A 15567-nucleotide genomic window follows, 5' to 3' on the forward strand; every position below is an offset into this window, starting at 1 on the left:
TAACCAGCCCTAAAAACACTCAAAATCGATTTAGTCTCAATAAGGATGGCTACGCATCGATTTTTGTTAGCTTAATTCCGTTCGGACCTGCGGCAGTCTTGTAGTTTATAGCGAAGGTCCGCAATCACACTCCTGTGTGGTCTTGCTGAGTTCTTTCTTGTTGGTTTGGGCGCGATACTTCTGAACCATCGTTCGCCGCTCCCCTGTAGTTCCGATTATCATTCGTGGGGCCAATCATGGTCGACGAACCCCAAAGGCGCCCCAACCGCGTGTTGGGGCGCTCACCAAGTCATGTCCGCATTTCGTAGAACGGCCCAAAGAACACAACGGCGCTGACCGATAAACCGCTCGCTCTGTGGAGCAAGCATCGCCCAATGAAAAGCGGCAACGCCGTTAGCGCCCTTCTTTTTGACGCCTGATATTCAAGTTTTCGCGGGCATATTTACGCAGTATCCGTGCGGTTTTGCCTGCCATGCCGTCGCTCTGGCTTTCGCTGAAAACGGCATAGGCCGCGTAGGCAAATCGCGGAGCGTCCTCAATTAAATGTAACCAGCCAGCCTGTATTTCTGGCTCGATTGAGCGTCGGGGAAAATATCCAGATGCAGGTACGGTCCGCAAATACTGCAAGCCCAAAGTCCCAATCCCAAGTTGCAGGCTTGGTGTTGTGAACTGTGGAAAGTTCAGCAGGTGATGTGTGCGAAATTCAAAACCCCAATCGATCAACACGTAGTTTTCCCCGAAAGGATCGGTTGACGTGTCGCTATCGCTGCTGACCAAAACGAACTCGTCCTCGAAAAGCTGTTCAACCGCGAGCCCCGACGTGTTTTGCGGCCTGTACATCACAGCGAGGTCGAGCGAGCCATCGTTAAGTTTCGGTCCTAAGATGTCTGAGGTCGCCAAGGATGCCTTAATTGCCATGTTGGGGATTTTGGCTTGAAGGGTAGGGATGGCATCAATCAGGAAGCCGTCCCACAAGCTTGGTGGTGCGCCAATTTCCAAGACCGATTCCAGTGTCGCAGGGAGTGCCGCGTCGAGCTTGGCCTGTGTCCACGTCCGCACAAGTGTTGTGGCATGCCTTTGAAAATTGCGTCCCGCAGCCGTCATCGTCGCACCGGATTTACTGCGTTCAAAGACCGGTTGTCCGAGCTGCTGCTCAAGCGAGAGGATGCGCATGCTAACGGTGGATTGTGTGACATTTACCTTGCCAGCAGCATTGAAAAAGCTGCCAGTTTCGACAACGGCCAGAAAGGTTCGTGCGAGTTCTACATCCATGTTTCACCTATTTGAATATCCGATATCATCATTGCTTTAAATTCACTATTCAAATCTCAACGGACGTGAGAAATAGAGCTACGGATCGAATCATTCGGTCCTTACGAGGAGTTCTCCCATGAAATCGACTTCAAAACCTTCTTCAAAACCAGCATCTCCTAAGCCCACCGGAAAGCCATCCGCACCTAAAGGCGTCTAGCGCCCTTAGCTTTGCGAATTGTACCTGCTGATAATTCTACGGCCCCCATATTTACGAGTAAAAGAGAGACGCGATAGACAAGCATATCTCCTAAAACAGCTCAATCTCGCGTTTCTAATTTCTCGGTAGGTCTAGGAATGGACTCCAATGAACCTAAACACCAACAAAACTTCGGAGAAGATGAAATCCGTCAAAGCCAGCTGTGACAAGGCACCTTTTGGCGAAAAAAGGGCTTCCGCAATGAAGCACTATTACGCCGCTGAGTCCGCGCACACAGCAAAGGACGACGCAAAAGCGAACAAAGAACTTGATGCCGCAAAGCACGCCCTTGCGTAACATCATCTCCTCAAACACCCAAAACGCGGTCCATTATGGAGCGCTTAATTCTGAATGGAAATATCATGAAAAACGTAATTCTCGTAGCTGCTCTCGCGACTTCTTTTGCTTTCTCTGCTAATGCAATGAACGCTGAGGTTGATACCGACGGCGATGGAATGGCATCTCTCGTTGAGCTTCAAGTGTCACAGCCTGATCTCACCGATGTTGTGTTCAACGAAATCGACACAGATGGCGATGGCTTCCTTAATGACGACGAAATGGCTGCTGCAATCGAGGCCGGCACTTTGATGGACCCAGAGGCTGATGCTTAAATCTTAAGTTGAAGAATAAATTCAGCTTTCGAACTGTTTAGATAACCAAGAACGGCACGGGGAGACCTGTGCCGTTTTTACCGACGTTTAAGGCATTACCCGTTGGAGAGAACCTTGATTGGCGCGAGTTTTTCGCTACCCTGTCATGAAGACGTCATATCGTGTTGTTTTGCCGCGAATTTGGTGTGAACACGCCTGAACGCCTTCAATCGGATCGGCCTTGGCTGGCCATTTAAGAACCACCCGTTTACGCGCATGTTTTATTGCCAATCGCACCAGATCAGCAGCGTCATCGTCTGTGCCAACGATCTCGCGGACTTGGCGCAAGTCTTGTTTTACAAGCGCTGAATTTTTCCGTTCGGGATGCATTGGATCGATCAAAATTGCTTCGCCAGACAGTTCAGGGATCAAATCCTTGGCGTCCCCTTTCAAGAGGGTCATGCGGCCAATAATCTCGCGAAGCTGCCCACCCTCGCTCGCGGCGCGCTCCATGCCATCCGTTAACAACGCATGCATTTTCTCTGAACGCTCGATCATGGTCACTTGCGCACCTAAAGACGCCAAAAGAAATGAGTCCCGACCCAATCCTGCTGTCGCATCAATAATCATTGGCGTTTTGCCCGCACGCAGCCCCATAGCCTTCGCTAAGTCTTGACCACGACCGCCACCAAACCGAAGCCGATGCGCCACGGAACCATTGACAAAATCGACGCGCAACTCTGCTACAACCCGCTTCAAACTCTACTCATTTTCTTTCCCAGATGGGCACCAATGCCCATAATGCCCAACCAATACCGCTTTTCTAGATGTACCACAGCCCCATTTTTAAAAGGCGTGAACAAAACGCTTTGCTCCACAGAATTTTATGCTGCGCGGAGGGTGAAATGGTGCCGTTACCCATGAGACTGCTTTTGGACTGCGACAACTTGAGGTTCTTTTCGGAACAGGCAAAGGGTTGACTGCGCGAGTTAATTATCTCAAATCAGTTTCATAGCGAAGGGGCAGCAGATGGCGCTTGAGGTGCAGAATTTGCGTACGCTGAACGGAAGCTGCGTTACATTTAGGGTTTCGGCGGGCCAATGTGTGGCGCTGACTGGTCCCTCTGGGTCGGGGAAGTCGCTTGTGTTGCGCGCGATTGCCGACCTCGATCAGGCCGAGGGTGGCGTTGTCTTGAACGGGCGCGCGCGCGAGGCATATCAACCAACTGTCTGGCGGCAACTTGTCCGCTACTTGCCGCCAGTGAGTCAGTTTTGGACGCCGCACCTCGCGGGGCATTTTGTCAAGGACATGACCTCCGAAGCCGAAAAACTTGGCCTCAGCACCCATGATCTCACCGCACCAATCGATCGGCTTTCGACGGGGCAACGGCAACGGGGGGCCATAATGAGGGCCATGTCCAATCAGCCGAAAGTGCTCCTACTTGATGAGCCAACGTCAGCCCTTGATGCTGTCTCCGTTGATCGTGTTGAAGGGGTATTGCGAGAATTTATGGGACAGGGTGGCGCAATAGTTTTGGTGACACATGACCAAGCGCAAGCACAACGCATGTCCGAGTCTATGATCGAACTGGTGGTGAAGGCATGACACCAGATATCGGTTTTGATAAAATCCTCATCGCTGCTTTGTTTCTGCTGATTAATGGCGGGATATCCTTGGCTCTTTCGCTTGGGATTGGCCGCAGCCTCCTGATCGCTGGGGTGCGAATGGTGGTGCAACTCGTTCTGCTGGCCTTCGTGTTGCGCTGGATTTTCGAGGTCGATAGCATTGCAATTACGCTTGTGGCCATGATCGTAATGGGGGGCTTTGCGGGGTATGAGGTCTTGCTTCGGCAAGCGCATCCTGCGGGGCGGCTTTGGACGGCCAGTTTGGGGACGACGGTTATGTTGTCTTGCGGATTTCTCATTACGTTGCCGACATTAGCTGTGATTGTGCAGGCCGAACCGTGGTTTTCCCCGCGCGTCGCCTTGCCAATGTTTGGGATGATCGCCGGAAGTGCCATGGGGAGTATAGCGCTCACTTTGCATGTTTTAAGCCATGCGTTGATCCGAGATGCGTTGATTATCGAAGCGCGGCTTTCCATGGGAGAAAGCAAATTTCAGGCGCTCGGACCGACGCTGCGAACGGCAATTCGCTCTGGCCTATTGCCGACGGTTACAAATATGGCCTCCATCGGGGTTGTCTCAATACCGGGGATGATGACGGGGCAGATCCTCGCAAATGCCGATCCCTTAACGGCCGCGAAATACCAGATGGTCATCATGTTCCTAATCTCGGCAACCAGTGCGTTAGGGGCCGTGGCCGCCGCTTATGCCTTGGCGTGGCGGGTCACCGACCAGCGCCATCGGCTGCGGCTAGATCGTTTGCGCGGGGTGTAACACCCTTACGAACCTGTACCGCTTTCCACGCCTGTCGTTCCTTTAGGGGGAGGTCATCGCCTAAATCTGAACATGAATCGTGACTTCTAGAAATGGTCGCTTCACAACCCACAAAATATACTCCGTCATGGGTCTTGACGTGAAAATCGCGTGCGCTATCCGTCGCGTGTAGGAGATCAATCGCAAGCGCGGGGAATTGCGTATGCCCGCCAATCGCTTGTAGTGCGGCGATCTCGGCCGCTTGCGCCTCGGGCGACAGGTGCGATGTTCCGCGCAAACTCGGAAGCCATGCCTGCCCATTGCTTTCTGCGGCGATTATTGCGGCGGCATCCGTGGCCCCGATGCGGCCATATTTACGCATCGAACGTGTAAATACCGCATTGCCAGAAAAACGGCACCCGCCCAGATGCGTGCTCTCCCAAACGTCAAAACGGTCGCGATATTCCTGCGCAGCGGCCGCCAAAAGGCGATAGGCGGCGAAACCGAATTTCGCGCAGCAACGATCATGTTGACCGTGCGTGCAACATAAGACCACTTCTGCAGTTGCATGCGTGGACCGATAATCTGTGAGGGGATGATCTGCGGCCAAGCTCAAAAGGAAATCCGCCAGATGATCAGGGGGGATGTCAAAGGATTGCCGTCTGGGCACGACAATCACGCGTCCAATTGGGCCTGCGTCATTTTTGCGATCAACGAGGTTCACCCGCCATCCCGCCTTAGTAAGAGTTTGGATGGCGTCGCGCAGCGGGCCGCCCATGTCCGCCGCTTCGCGCATTGCATATGACCAGCGCGATTTTGGCCAGCGGATCAATACCATGCGTTCGGGGTGCGCGCCGGTTCCCGCGAGGGCTTCGCCCGATTGCTGCCCGAAGGTTGCACAGAAATTATCCGGCTGTGTCATCGGGGATTTAGGCGGTCGAGAGGGGGGCGGAATTGGCATTTTTAAAGGTGTGACTTTCGGCGAGAAAAGTTGCGCGGCGGGGTTTGACAAGCTCTTTGATTATATCTAAGTAAAATAGTCAGCCATTATCATCAAGCCATTTTGATAAGAGCCAGAAATTAAAAATTATTTGGATCTCTTATGAAACCGACGCGTCGCGTTCTTCTTTCCGTCCTTGCGGTCGGCATCGCAACTCCCGTGTTTGCGGGCGAAATCTCTCACGAGCTTGGCACGACCATGGTGCCTGAAAATCCACAGCGCATTGTCGTTTTGGAGTTTAGCCATATTGACGCGTTAGTCTCTGTGGGTGTGGTGCCCGTGGGTATTGCCGACGACAATAAACCCGAGCGCATCATGCCGGTTTATGGCCCCGTGATTGGCGATACATGGACCTCCGTAGGTACACGCAAAACCCCGAGCCTTGAAGTGATTGCGTCGCTGCAACCTGATTTGATCCTCGCAGATAAAACCCGCCACACCGATGCCTATGCCACGCTTTCGCAAATTGCGCCGACGGTTGTGATGGATAGTTTGAGCGGCGATTACACAGCTTCAGTTGAGCAGATGCTCCTGATTGGCGAGGCGATTGGCAAAGCGGATGCAATGAATGCGCGTGTGGCCGATCATAAAGCGACAATGGCAGACTACGCGGAAAAAATTCGGCCCTATGCCCAAAACGTGCGGGCACAATTTGGCGTCGCGAATGGCGAAGCGCTCTTCTTACATGCGCCGTCTTCCTACAACGGGTCTTTGCTGGCGAGCCTTGGGTTTGCGCCAGCGATGACCCCAAACGAGGGCGAAGGGTATGAATCCAATTATGTGACGACAACCCTAGAGCAGCTATCGGAAATCAATCCTGACGTGCTTATCATTGGCGAATATGCCGATCCCTCCGTCACCGATAATTGGGAAAATGACGCGTTGTGGAACGCGCTGAAAGCCGTGAAGGATGCGCGCGTCTACAACGTTGAGGCCAACACGTGGTCTCGTTTGCGTGGCATGGTGGCCGCCGAGCAAACCGCCCAAGACCTTTTGACCATTGTGGGCGCAGATGGCAGCGATAGCTGATATTTCGGTAAGCGTAAGAATGAGTGGCCAAGTTTGGAAGATAGCGGCAATTGCCGTTGTCCTCCTGCTGGCCACTGTTGGGTCGCTCATCACGGGCGGCCGCTCTGACGTTGGCTTAACCGATATTTTTACGCTGTTAACGGGGGCGGAGGATATTGCCGCGACAACGATGCGCGATATCCGAATGCCGCGTACGGCTGTGGCCGCGCTTGTGGGGGTAAATCTCGCGCTTGCGGGTGTGGTTCTACAGGCTCTTACGCGCAACCCACTCGCGTCTCCTGCAATTCTGGGCATCAATCAAGGGGCCGCCCTTGGCCTTGTCGCCGCCCTCGTTTTTCCTAGCGCGACTGGGCTTGCGCTCAATAGCATGGCAGTGGCCGGAGCCTTGGCGGCAGGGGCGGCGACCTTCGCGATTGCGGGGGGATTTGGCGGGCGGATCGACCCGCTGCGGCTTGTTCTTGGGGGCGTGGCCGTTGGCGCGTTTTCCTTCGCGGCGGTGCGATTTGCCTATACGCTTGAAGATGATCTGGCCCATGCGGTGATCCGATGGACCATCGGCGATATTGGCGACATGCGCTGGCACGACGCGGCACCACTGGCAGTCTTTACCTTTGTTGGAATGTTGGGGGGCGTGGCCCTCGCGCAGCGTTTGAATATGATGGCGTTGGGGGATGCCTCGGCGCGGGGCTTGGGCGCTGATCCGCGCTGGACGCTGTTTCTTGGCGCTGTTCTCGCGGCCATTTTGGCGGGGGCAAGTGTGACTGTGGCAGGGCCGATTGCCTTTGTGGGCTTGGTCGTGCCCCACCTCGCGCGTGTGATGTTCGGGGGCGATCATCGCGTATTGGTTCCTGCCGCCGCCGCCCTTGGGGCCGCCCTGATGCTTGTCGCAGATACTTTGTCCAAACTTATAGCGGCCCCGAGTGAAATCCCTGTCGGATTGGTCGCGGCATTGATCGGCGCGCCGTGGTTTCTCTATCTCACTCTGACATCAGAGGCGCTAGAATGAGTCGTAGAGTATGGGTTCTCGTCGGCTTGTTGGGCGTGGTCGTGCTGGCGGTAATATGGTCGATTTCGGCGGGGGCTGTGCCAATCTCGGCTTCGGTTATCGTGAACACGTTGTTCGGTCTTGAGGGGCCACACCAAGATTTTATCATCCTGCAATCGCGCCTCCCGCGCACCGTTTTGGCGCTAATTGCCGGAGCGGCTTTGGCGATCTCTGGAGCGATCATTCAGGCGCTCCTGCGCAACCCATTGGCCAGTCCAAAAGTTATCGGGATCAACTCGGGCGCGGCCCTCGCGGTTTGTCTTGGTGTCTTGTCAGGCGTGAGTCCCCTTTGGTCGCCCGTGTTGGCAGCGGTGGGCGGGTTTGCTGCGGCGTCTCTGGTTTGGATCGGGTCGCTCCGGCGCGGCGCAAGTCCAGCGCGGCTGGCGTTGATCGGCATTGCGGTCGGTTTCTTGGCCGACGCAGGGGTGGATTATATCCTCGTGACGGCGCCCACCTTTGAATTTTCCGCGCCTCTGGTTTGGCTGACGGGATCGCTTTGGAGTAGGGGGTGGGATGATGTGGCACGGACCGCTCCGCTGATTTTACCTCTGATCGGCATGGCGTTGCTCCTTGCATTTAGGCTCGATTTGATCCGACTTGGAGATGCACATGCGCGGGGTCTTGGGATGAACGTCAAGATCGAGCGTTTCTTGCTCTTGGCCTTGGCAACGGCTTTGGCCTCCGTTTCTGTCGCGGCTGTCGGCGCTTTGGGATTTGTTGGCCTCATGGCCCCCCATATGGCGCGACAATTGGTGGGCGGAAATCATCGGGCGGTGTTGCCCGCATCAATGCTCGTGGGCATGGCCCTTGTTGTGTTGTCCGATGCCGCAGGGCGCGCACTGGCTCCCCCATTGAAATTTCGGCGGGCATCCTGACCGCTCTTTTTGGCGCCCCGTTTTTTGTATTCATCCTTCTGACAAGCCGACGCGAGGGCCTATGACCATAAAGTTGCAAAATCTACGTGCGGGCTATCGCGGCTTCATGTTGAAAGACATCAATCAAGACCTCCCGAAGGGGCGTTTGACCGCATTAATCGGGCCCAATGGTTGTGGGAAATCCACACTTTTCGGGGCGATGGCGGGTAATCTCGCGGTGAAATCGGGCCGAATTCTGATTGACGGTTTGGATGTGACCAAAACATCGCCGCGCAAAATTTCGCGCCATGTGGCCTTGCTCCCTCAAAACCCAGTCGTGCCACCCGCAATTCGCGTGGAACAACTCGTGGCCTATGGCCGCGCGCCCTATCAAAATTTATTGGGACAGCGCCGCGCAGGGGATCAGGAAGCGATCGAGTCGGCGATGGTCAAAGCGGGCATTGATACCCTAAGACAAAGCAAGCTTTCCGACCTTTCGGGCGGTCAGCGACAGCGCGCGTTTCTAGCGATGTGTTTGGCACAGGACACCCCCGTGATGCTGTTTGATGAGCCGACGTCGTTTCTCGATATTCGCTATCAATACGAAACATTGGAGGTCCTTGCCGATCTCGCAAATGGGGGACGCACTGTGGTTGTGGTGTTGCATGACATCGGTCAGGCGGCAAGATTTGCGCATCATTTGGTCGTGATGAAAGCAGGAAAAGTGATCAACAGTGGCCGTCCGTCTGAAACGATCACGCCGCAAACCCTGCGCGATGCCTATGAGGTCGAGGCGCAAGTTTATGCGGACCCCGTCACTCAAACGCCCCAATTGTCGCCCTTGAGCAGCGTCAGAGCAAGAAACTAGCGTTTGGTCATGATAAACCGAGCCGCTTTACGGGCGTCTTGGCTGTATTTGGACAAGCCCGTTTTAAGCCTCAACATCGGCCATCAACTCGAAATTATGGTCCTTGCCAAAAGGCCCACCCAAAACGGTGATAACGGATGCGAGGTTTGGCGAGGACACCTTAAACGCGCCTTATCACTTAGCGGCGCGTTTAAGGCTGTTTCTTGGCGGGGTCGCGCTTGAATCAGCCAACCTGCCCATAATCAGAGCGTCGGCAAAACGGTAAACCTAATTTGCCGAAACATCGAATAAGTGCCTGCTATTCCGCCACATCCGCGGAATCTGCATTCAACTGGCCATAGTTTTGGACCCCAATTTGATCCAGCAACCCAATCTGCGTTTCCAAGAAATCAACGTGGTTTTGTTCATCAAGGATCAGTTGCTCAAACAAATGCATGGAGGCGTAATCCGACGCGTCAGAACATACTTTGCGCGCTTCGGTGTAAAATTTAACGGCTTCCATCTCCGCTTCAAGATCGCATGTCAGCGTCTCGCGCAAATTCTCGCCGATGCGCAGTGGATCGAGGGTTTGGAGGTTTGGATGGCCCTCAAGAAACAGGATGCGGTCAATCAGCTTATCCGCATGCTCCATCTCTTCGATGCTTTCCTCGCGCATTTTTTTGGCAAGTTTGCCGTAACCCCAATCTTTTTGCAGACGGTAATGAAGCCAAAACTGGCTTACCGCCGTTAGCTCAATCCTCAGAGCCTTGTTCAGGACCTCGATGACTTTTTTATCACCCTTCATGGCGCGTTCTCCTTTTTTTGTCGCTGCGCAGTCCTTGCAACTCCACAGGTACGCCGAACTTAGTGTTGGTCCGCATGGTTGCAATGAAAAGTTTCATACATCCGCCACATTGCGGAGTTTTGCCGAGGGCGCGATAAATTTTACCTGGGGTTATTATGACTTTATCGTCGGCGGCGCGCATCCACTCAATCGCGGCGTGGATGCTTTTGTCATTTATGGATTGGCAACTACAGATGATCATGGATAACGCCTCGTTTTTCGTGGCCCCAATATCGGATAAATCGAGAAAATGTCAATCCCGACAAAAACGATAAAGTAATAGAGGCGAGCGGTATCAGAGGGTCCTGACGAGAGCGGTTTATGTTCTGCGCTCGCAACACGGCGTTTTTAACAAAACGGGCGGGAAGTGGCTGTTGGCTAGAAACGGCACGAATATCTGCTGAGCGGGGTGGTCTCAACTGATCGAAGCAACACATGCATTGAAACGCTCTGCGGGAGTTTCGTATCCCAGCGTTTTTCGAGGTCGTTCATTGAGCTGACTTGCGACGGCGCTCAGCTTTGCTTGACTATATATCGACAAATCCGTTCCCTTTGGAAAGTACTGTCGTAGCAAACGGTTTGTATTTTCGTTTGTGCCACGTTGCCACGGCGAATGGGGTTCGCACAAAAACACGTCGATATCCGCCGCCAAGGTGAAGGCCTTATGCTTCGCAATTTCTGAACCACGATCCCAAGTCAGGGAGCGATACAATTCTTTGGGCAGTTTGCGTGACTGTTTGATCAACGCTTGAATGACGCTAGCGCTATCTTTCTTACTGATTTTTGCCAACATGACAAAGCGCGTGTGGCGTTCGACCAGAGTGGCAATGAAGCTGTTGCCAGAACCTGCGATCAAATCGCCCTCCCAGTGGCCTGGTACTGCGCGATCTTCTACTTCGGCGGGGCGGTCACGGATCGATATTGCGTCGTTGAACTTACCTACTCCAGTCCGTTTTAGTGTGGCATGGCGAGACCGGCGAATGGCCCGCGTTGCCCGTAGATGCGCAAGCAATTCCTTCTTAAGAACGCCGCGCGTTTGGATGAACAGGCTACGGTAGATCGTCTCGTGCGAGACACGCTTGCTCTCATCGTCTGGATGTTCACGCATCAGCCAGCCTGCGATTTGTTGCGGGGACCATTTGCGGATCAGCTTGGCCGATATCTCTCGGCAGAGATAGGCATTCCCATTCAACTTGCAGAGTTTTGGGCGATGCGCACGATCCCAAGCTGCTGTATCAGAATGCGCTGCGCGGTATTGGGCACGCCCGCCATTGCGTCTGACCTCGCGACTAATCGTGGACGCTGACCGCTTCAGGGATCTCGCAATGGACCGCAAGGACCGCTTCGCACGCAGGCCTCTGGATATCTCCTCGCGGTCCATCAGGGTGAGAGCGAGGCGAGACCGCACACGGTCTGGTGGACGGATGCCACCAGTGCGGGCAAGGAGTGGATAAATTGACGACGACGAGCGGTCAAAACCACGCCCAATCGAGTTCATCGACTCTCCGCGTTGCCATCGATCCCATATCTCTGACTTTTGCTCATCTGTGAAAAACACTCGGCGACGATACTTCATAGGGTTCACTCCATCTTTCCAAAAAGATTAGAGTGTTGCGTCGATCAGTTGAACTCACCGGATTTTGCAGACGTTTACGATTTCGGTGAGTATATCCGCTCTCGGATATGCTCAAACGAATTCCGTCAGTCCAATGCGAGTACGATTTTTCCGATATGTCCCTTTTCGCCAAAAGCGCTTTGTGCAGCTGCGATATTACGAAGCGGATAGGTTTCAGCCACCAAAGGTGCGATCTCTTTGCGTTCGATCCGCCCAACAAGATTACTGAAAACTTGCGGCTCAAGAACCGTGCAGCCAAAGAAGCTGAGGTCTTTGAGATAGAGCGTACGGATATCAAGCTCAACAAGGGGGCCGCCGATGGCCCCCGCAACTGCATAGCGTCCACCGGGGCGCAACACGTTAAGCAATGACGGCCACTTCGGGCCAGCCACCAAATCAATAACGACATCGACGCTATTTGCACCAAGCGCGGCAACAAGATCATCGCCACGATCAAGTGTTTTTTTCGCACCAAGTTCTAAGAGAGTTTTGGCTTTTGACGCGCTGGTGACAGCAATGACCTTTGCCCCACGCGCTTGCGCCAATTGAACCGTCGCCGAACCGACACCACCAGATGCACCCGTGACCAAAATGGTCTCGCCCTTGCGCACATTGGCGCGTGTCAGCATATTTTCGGCTGTAGAGTAGGAGCACGGAAAAGACGCCAGTTCTATATCAGTCAAATCGCAATTGATTGCATGAGCGTGGCGTGCAGCAACCCGCGTGTACTGGGCAAATCCACCGTCACACTCAGACCCAAAATACCATGGCGTTTTGAGTGTGTCCCCATTCGCCTCGCGGATACACGGTTCGATCAGGACACGTTGGCCAATTCGAGACGTGTCGATTGCCGCGCCGACAGCAACAATTTCGCCGCAAACATCTGCGCCCTGAATGCGTGGAAATGTAAGCGGTGTACCAGACCATGACGCATCGTCTGCTTCTGCTTCGCCCTTGGAATACCAAGCCGTTCGCGTGTTGATATCTGTGTTGTTTACGCCTGCGGCACTGACCCGTACAAGGACATCGCTTTCCCGAAGCACGGGAACAGGGAGATCATCGCGCCACTCAAGCATTTCGGGACCGCCATGACCATTCAGAACAACTCCGGACATTTTTTCAGGGAAAGTCATGTTGGTCTCCTTGTAAAACAAAGCGCACCCTTAGAGAAACAACTGAAAATGTCAATCTGGGCGCGGAACGGATATTGGCGGCACTTTGAACGAAAGTCGGCTATGGCCCGACAAAGCGCAACCGTCCTAAGGACCGCTAGCCGCCGAGTTGCGTGCGCATCGCTTGATAGACAACGGCGGTGGCGACATTTGCCAAGTTAAGGGATCGAACAAGAGGATTGAGCATCGGCAAACTATGCACGCGATCGCCCATGCCGTCCAAGATTTCTGGTGGCAAGCCTTTGGATTCACATCCGAAAACTAAATAAGCGTCCTGTTGATAGTCAGGCGCATAAATGCTCTGTTCGCCATGTTCCTCAAAGAAATACATGCTATCGCGCGGCGGGTTTCGCAGATCCAAAAAGCTTTGCCACGTGTCATATTCGCTCAGATGAACATATTTCCAGTAATCGGTTCCCGCGCGTCGCACGGCCTTTTCGTCGAGGGAAAACCCGTAGGGTTTGATCAGGATCAGCTCTAGATTTAGCGCCACACAGGTCCGCCCAATCGCGCCGGTATTGTAGGGAATTTCAGGGGTTACTAATACCAATTTTAGGCACGGATCAGACATAGGCTGTGCAGACTTTCTAAGTCACGGGCGCAGGATCGGCCCGTTGCTGGCCCCCTGTTACCCCAACTTATGCGTCCTTAACAGCGCCAAATCTGCTGTCATAGGGGCTGTTGGGAGGTGGAGATTGCGGCTCCGCTCCGAAAGCCACGTTTTGCGCGGCCAACTTACACTTGCCCAAAAGGGGGCGCTGTGGTCCTTATTGTGGCACATCATGCGTGACGGCAATTGGGTGTGAGCGCATATCGGAATTAAATCCGTTGGGGGACGTAATATTGAAGAAGTCTAGGGCGCGCGGGTTTTGGGTTTGGTTTTCAGTGGTGTTGGTGACGTTGAGCGCCTGTGTGCCAAGCGACGACACATCGTCAGAAGAGGCGAAGAAGTTGGCCAATATTGACGCTTACGAATCCAGCACTCAAGAACGACTGAGCCGCGACGTGCCATATTTTCCATTTGGTATCCAAAAAACCTGCGGGAATACGTACCCACGTCTCAAATTGGCGGATGTTAGGCAGAGCCCTCAGCAGGGGAATATATCTCTATGGGAAACCCATTCGAAAAAAGCCAACGTAGCCCGCTATTTGCTTTGGAACGAAGTCCGTGCGTGTGGCTTTCTGTTTGAAACGCCTGCCGCCGATGGCGAAGGGCCATTTAGCCGTGGGGCCTATGTCACCCTGTACGGCATGCAGTCTGGCGTAACAGAGTCACCTCGGGACATGATTGTCGATGGAATGGCCTTTCCGTCGGTAGTCTACAGGGATGGGACACGTCAAGATGCTGAAGTATTAAGAGCTACTTATTCAAAGAAATTTCGTGAGTGCCGAGAGCAAACCGGCAGCTCCAAGGAAACATGCCAAGGGGTCATTCGAAAATGGGTGAGCGATAATACCGCGACCCTTGGGATTACATACAGTGGCCAAGAAAAGAATGAAACCGTGGGACTGTTTATGCTCGATGATCGTCTGTTGTGGGCTGGCCGCGAAATTAAATAGGGCGAGGGGTGGCTTGGAAATGCACGCCTGTTGCAAAGCCCTCGACGCATCAACTGTTTAGGGAACGACGAGTTTATCACGGCCATTCGATACGTTGTCTATGGTTGTTGAGCCGCTAGGCATTGCCGCTCCCATTCCGTTAGAAATGCCATTATTTCGAGGGAGTCCGTGAGGCGGGGCGAGGGGCGTTGCGCCTCTTTTTGACCGGCGGCAAGGGAGGCCTCGACCATTTTAACTTGGGTGTAGAATGCATCATGGTCTGCATCAACGTAAATGTCTTCGACCTCGCCGTCATAGGAGGTCCAGCGGAGGTGATTGCGGCCCGCCACGGGGAGCCATGGGTTTGTTACGAACGTTAGCGTGCCCTTGTCGCCCGCAATCGTAAAGCCGTGCTCCATGCCGTAGCTGTCGGTTGATTGCAGCGTGGCCAGCACGCCATTGGCGAATTGCGCGGTCACGGCGGCGTCGCAGATGGTGCCGTCATGCGTCGATACATTTCCCAGTCCCGCGAGTTGACCCGTGGCAAACATGTCTTGGCCACAGAGAGTCTGGACGACCAAATGCAGCAGCGACACGGGGTAGCAACCCAGATTATAGAGCGTGCCGCGCCCAAGGGGGTTGGTGACGTTCCAAATATCCGCCGAATAAAAGCCGGTGATCGCGCGTAGGTTGCCCAAGCGCCCATCCGCCAGAATTTCCATCAAACGAGCGTAGAGCGGGTGGGAAAGATACATAAACCCTTCGACAAAAAAGGTGTCGTGGGTACGGACGGCAGTAGCCAGAGCCTGCGCTTCCTCCATTGTTGTGGTCAGCGATTTCTCGGACAAAACCGCCTTGCCAGCCTTGGCGGCGGCAATGGTCAGCGTGTGATGGACGTGGTTTGGCAAGCCGATATAAACGACGTCAATCTCAGGGTCCGCCAGAATTTCGTCATACCCGTAAGAGACCGTAGGAATGCTGTATTCCTTTTGAAAGGCGTCCACGGCGTCGGAATTGCGTCCTGCAATTGTGCGGATCTCTGATCCGTTGGAGGCGGCAATCGCCTTTGCAGTTTTGTGGGTGATAAACCCAGTTCCAAGCAATCCCCAGCGCAGCATATGGTCGTCCTTTGAGTAATCCGAAAAGC

At 53.9% G+C, this 15567-nt stretch carries 18 protein-coding genes; 9 read left to right on the plus strand and 9 right to left on the minus strand.

What is annotated here, in order from left to right; genetic code table 11:
* Positions 1–393: 393 nt before the first annotated feature.
* Positions 394–1272: a LysR family transcriptional regulator gene (locus tag RC74_RS14710; RefSeq protein ID WP_052274536.1), complete on the minus strand. Its 879-nt coding sequence runs from the start codon at positions 1270–1272 to the stop codon at positions 394–396.
* 346 nt (positions 1273–1618) lie between these two features.
* Here RC74_RS14710 and RC74_RS14715 point away from each other — a divergent pair, with 346 nt between their 5' ends.
* Together RC74_RS14715 and RC74_RS14720 are read left to right on the plus strand one after the other, a co-directional pair.
* The gene (locus RC74_RS14715) at positions 1619–1807 is read left to right on the plus strand and encodes a hypothetical protein (protein WP_038999862.1); all 189 of its coding nucleotides are present in this window, start codon (positions 1619–1621) and stop codon (positions 1805–1807) included.
* Between the two features lie 65 nt (positions 1808–1872).
* Positions 1873–2121 (plus strand): EF-hand domain-containing protein, encoded by a 249-nt coding sequence (locus RC74_RS14720; protein ID WP_038999863.1) that lies wholly within the window; start codon positions 1873–1875, stop codon positions 2119–2121.
* 135 nt (positions 2122–2256) lie between these two features.
* Here the strand turns inward: RC74_RS14720 and RC74_RS14725 are convergent, their stop codons facing one another.
* A complete protein-coding gene (locus RC74_RS14725; protein ID WP_038999864.1) occupies positions 2257–2859 on the minus strand; it encodes a class I SAM-dependent methyltransferase in 603 nt (200 codons plus the stop codon).
* A 270-nt stretch (positions 2860–3129) separates the two neighbouring features.
* Here RC74_RS14725 and RC74_RS14730 point away from each other — a divergent pair, with 270 nt between their 5' ends.
* A complete protein-coding gene (locus RC74_RS14730) occupies positions 3130–3705 on the plus strand; it encodes an ABC transporter ATP-binding protein (protein WP_038999865.1) in 576 nt (191 codons plus the stop codon).
* Positions 3702–4496 (plus strand): ABC transporter permease, encoded by a 795-nt coding sequence (locus RC74_RS14735; protein WP_038999867.1) that lies wholly within the window; start codon positions 3702–3704, stop codon positions 4494–4496. The genes RC74_RS14730 and RC74_RS14735 overlap by 4 nt, the downstream gene beginning before the upstream one ends.
* Here RC74_RS14735 and RC74_RS14740 read toward each other — a convergent pair.
* Positions 4447–5397, minus strand: coding sequence for a sucrase ferredoxin (locus RC74_RS14740; RefSeq protein ID WP_052274537.1), 951 nt, complete (start codon positions 5395–5397; stop codon positions 4447–4449). The two genes, RC74_RS14735 and RC74_RS14740, sit on opposite strands and share 50 nt — an antisense overlap.
* A 180-nt stretch (positions 5398–5577) precedes the next feature.
* Between RC74_RS14740 and RC74_RS14745 the strand changes: the two genes are divergently transcribed.
* From RC74_RS14745 to RC74_RS14760, 4 genes are all read left to right on the plus strand, one after another.
* Positions 5578–6504, plus strand: coding sequence for an ABC transporter substrate-binding protein (locus tag RC74_RS14745; RefSeq protein WP_038999868.1), 927 nt, complete (start codon positions 5578–5580; stop codon positions 6502–6504).
* Between the two features lie 19 nt (positions 6505–6523).
* Positions 6524–7510 carry a FecCD family ABC transporter permease gene (locus tag RC74_RS14750; protein WP_038999869.1) on the plus strand — a complete coding sequence of 329 codons (987 nt, stop codon included), beginning with the start codon at positions 6524–6526 and terminating at the stop codon, positions 7508–7510.
* Positions 7507–8424 carry a FecCD family ABC transporter permease gene (locus tag RC74_RS14755; protein ID WP_218918079.1) on the plus strand — a complete coding sequence of 306 codons (918 nt, stop codon included), beginning with the start codon at positions 7507–7509 and terminating at the stop codon, positions 8422–8424. The genes RC74_RS14750 and RC74_RS14755 overlap by 4 nt, the downstream gene beginning before the upstream one ends.
* Positions 8425–8485: 61 nt before the next feature.
* A complete protein-coding gene (locus RC74_RS14760; protein WP_038999871.1) occupies positions 8486–9271 on the plus strand; it encodes an ABC transporter ATP-binding protein in 786 nt (261 codons plus the stop codon).
* Positions 9272–9569: 298 nt separating this feature from the next.
* On the opposite strand, the gene bfr is transcribed toward RC74_RS14760, so the two are convergent.
* The 5 genes from bfr to RC74_RS22295 form a co-directional block, all read right to left on the minus strand.
* A complete protein-coding gene (gene bfr / locus RC74_RS14765) occupies positions 9570–10055 on the minus strand; it encodes a bacterioferritin (protein ID WP_038999872.1) in 486 nt (161 codons plus the stop codon).
* Positions 10056–10509: 454 nt separating this feature from the next.
* Entirely contained in the window at positions 10510–11670 is a 1161-nt protein-coding gene (locus RC74_RS14775; protein ID WP_062628298.1) for an IS30 family transposase, read from the minus strand.
* Between the two features lie 125 nt (positions 11671–11795).
* Positions 11796–12842: an alcohol dehydrogenase family protein gene (locus tag RC74_RS14780; protein ID WP_039002036.1), complete on the minus strand. Its 1047-nt coding sequence runs from the start codon at positions 12840–12842 to the stop codon at positions 11796–11798.
* Positions 12843–12978: 136 nt separating this feature from the next.
* On the minus strand, positions 12979–13452 hold the full coding sequence (locus tag RC74_RS14785) for a tRNA (cytidine(34)-2'-O)-methyltransferase (RefSeq protein WP_039002037.1): 474 nt from the start codon (positions 13450–13452) through the stop codon (positions 12979–12981).
* Positions 13453–13648: 196 nt separating this feature from the next.
* The gene (locus RC74_RS22295) at positions 13649–13840 is read right to left on the minus strand and encodes a hypothetical protein (RefSeq protein WP_156477487.1); all 192 of its coding nucleotides are present in this window, start codon (positions 13838–13840) and stop codon (positions 13649–13651) included.
* Here RC74_RS22295 and RC74_RS14790 point away from each other — a divergent pair.
* Entirely contained in the window at positions 13833–14441 is a 609-nt protein-coding gene (locus RC74_RS14790) for a hypothetical protein (protein WP_156477488.1), read from the plus strand. The two genes, RC74_RS22295 and RC74_RS14790, sit on opposite strands and share 8 nt — an antisense overlap.
* A 98-nt stretch (positions 14442–14539) precedes the next feature.
* Here the strand turns inward: RC74_RS14790 and RC74_RS14795 are convergent, their stop codons facing one another.
* Positions 14540–15538, minus strand: coding sequence for a Gfo/Idh/MocA family protein (locus RC74_RS14795; RefSeq protein WP_052274802.1), 999 nt, complete (start codon positions 15536–15538; stop codon positions 14540–14542).
* Positions 15539–15567: the final 29 nt, after the last annotated feature.

It is taken from the genome of Falsihalocynthiibacter arcticus (assembly GCF_000812665.2).
Taxonomy (GTDB): domain Bacteria; phylum Pseudomonadota; class Alphaproteobacteria; order Rhodobacterales; family Rhodobacteraceae; genus Falsihalocynthiibacter; species Falsihalocynthiibacter arcticus.

Bases quoted from the DNA above. Each gene is read 5' to 3' on its own strand.
- RC74_RS14755 (WP_218918079.1), top strand. From the start codon at position 7,507: ATGAGTCGTAGAGTATGGGTTCTCGTCGGCTTGTTGGGCGTGGTCGTG.
- RC74_RS14750 (WP_038999869.1), top strand. From the start codon at position 6,524: ATGAGTGGCCAAGTTTGGAAGATAGCGGCAATTGCCGTTGTCCTCCTG.
- RC74_RS14715 (WP_038999862.1), top strand. From the start codon at position 1,619: ATGAACCTAAACACCAACAAAACTTCGGAGAAGATGAAATCCGTCAAA.
- RC74_RS14795 (WP_052274802.1), bottom strand. From the start codon at position 15,538: ATGCTGCGCTGGGGATTGCTTGGAACTGGGTTTATCACCCACAAAACT.
- RC74_RS14720 (WP_038999863.1), top strand. From the start codon at position 1,873: ATGAAAAACGTAATTCTCGTAGCTGCTCTCGCGACTTCTTTTGCTTTC.
- RC74_RS14735 (WP_038999867.1), top strand. From the start codon at position 3,702: ATGACACCAGATATCGGTTTTGATAAAATCCTCATCGCTGCTTTGTTT.
- RC74_RS14710 (WP_052274536.1), bottom strand. From the start codon at position 1,272: ATGGATGTAGAACTCGCACGAACCTTTCTGGCCGTTGTCGAAACTGGC.
- RC74_RS14745 (WP_038999868.1), top strand. From the start codon at position 5,578: ATGAAACCGACGCGTCGCGTTCTTCTTTCCGTCCTTGCGGTCGGCATC.
- RC74_RS14740 (WP_052274537.1), bottom strand. From the start codon at position 5,397: ATGACACAGCCGGATAATTTCTGTGCAACCTTCGGGCAGCAATCGGGC.
- RC74_RS14775 (WP_062628298.1), bottom strand. From the start codon at position 11,670: ATGAAGTATCGTCGCCGAGTGTTTTTCACAGATGAGCAAAAGTCAGAG.
- RC74_RS14780 (WP_039002036.1), bottom strand. From the start codon at position 12,842: ATGACTTTCCCTGAAAAAATGTCCGGAGTTGTTCTGAATGGTCATGGC.
- RC74_RS14785 (WP_039002037.1), bottom strand. From the start codon at position 13,452: ATGTCTGATCCGTGCCTAAAATTGGTATTAGTAACCCCTGAAATTCCC.
- RC74_RS14760 (WP_038999871.1), top strand. From the start codon at position 8,486: ATGACCATAAAGTTGCAAAATCTACGTGCGGGCTATCGCGGCTTCATG.
- bfr (WP_038999872.1), bottom strand. From the start codon at position 10,055: ATGAAGGGTGATAAAAAAGTCATCGAGGTCCTGAACAAGGCTCTGAGG.
- RC74_RS14730 (WP_038999865.1), top strand. From the start codon at position 3,130: ATGGCGCTTGAGGTGCAGAATTTGCGTACGCTGAACGGAAGCTGCGTT.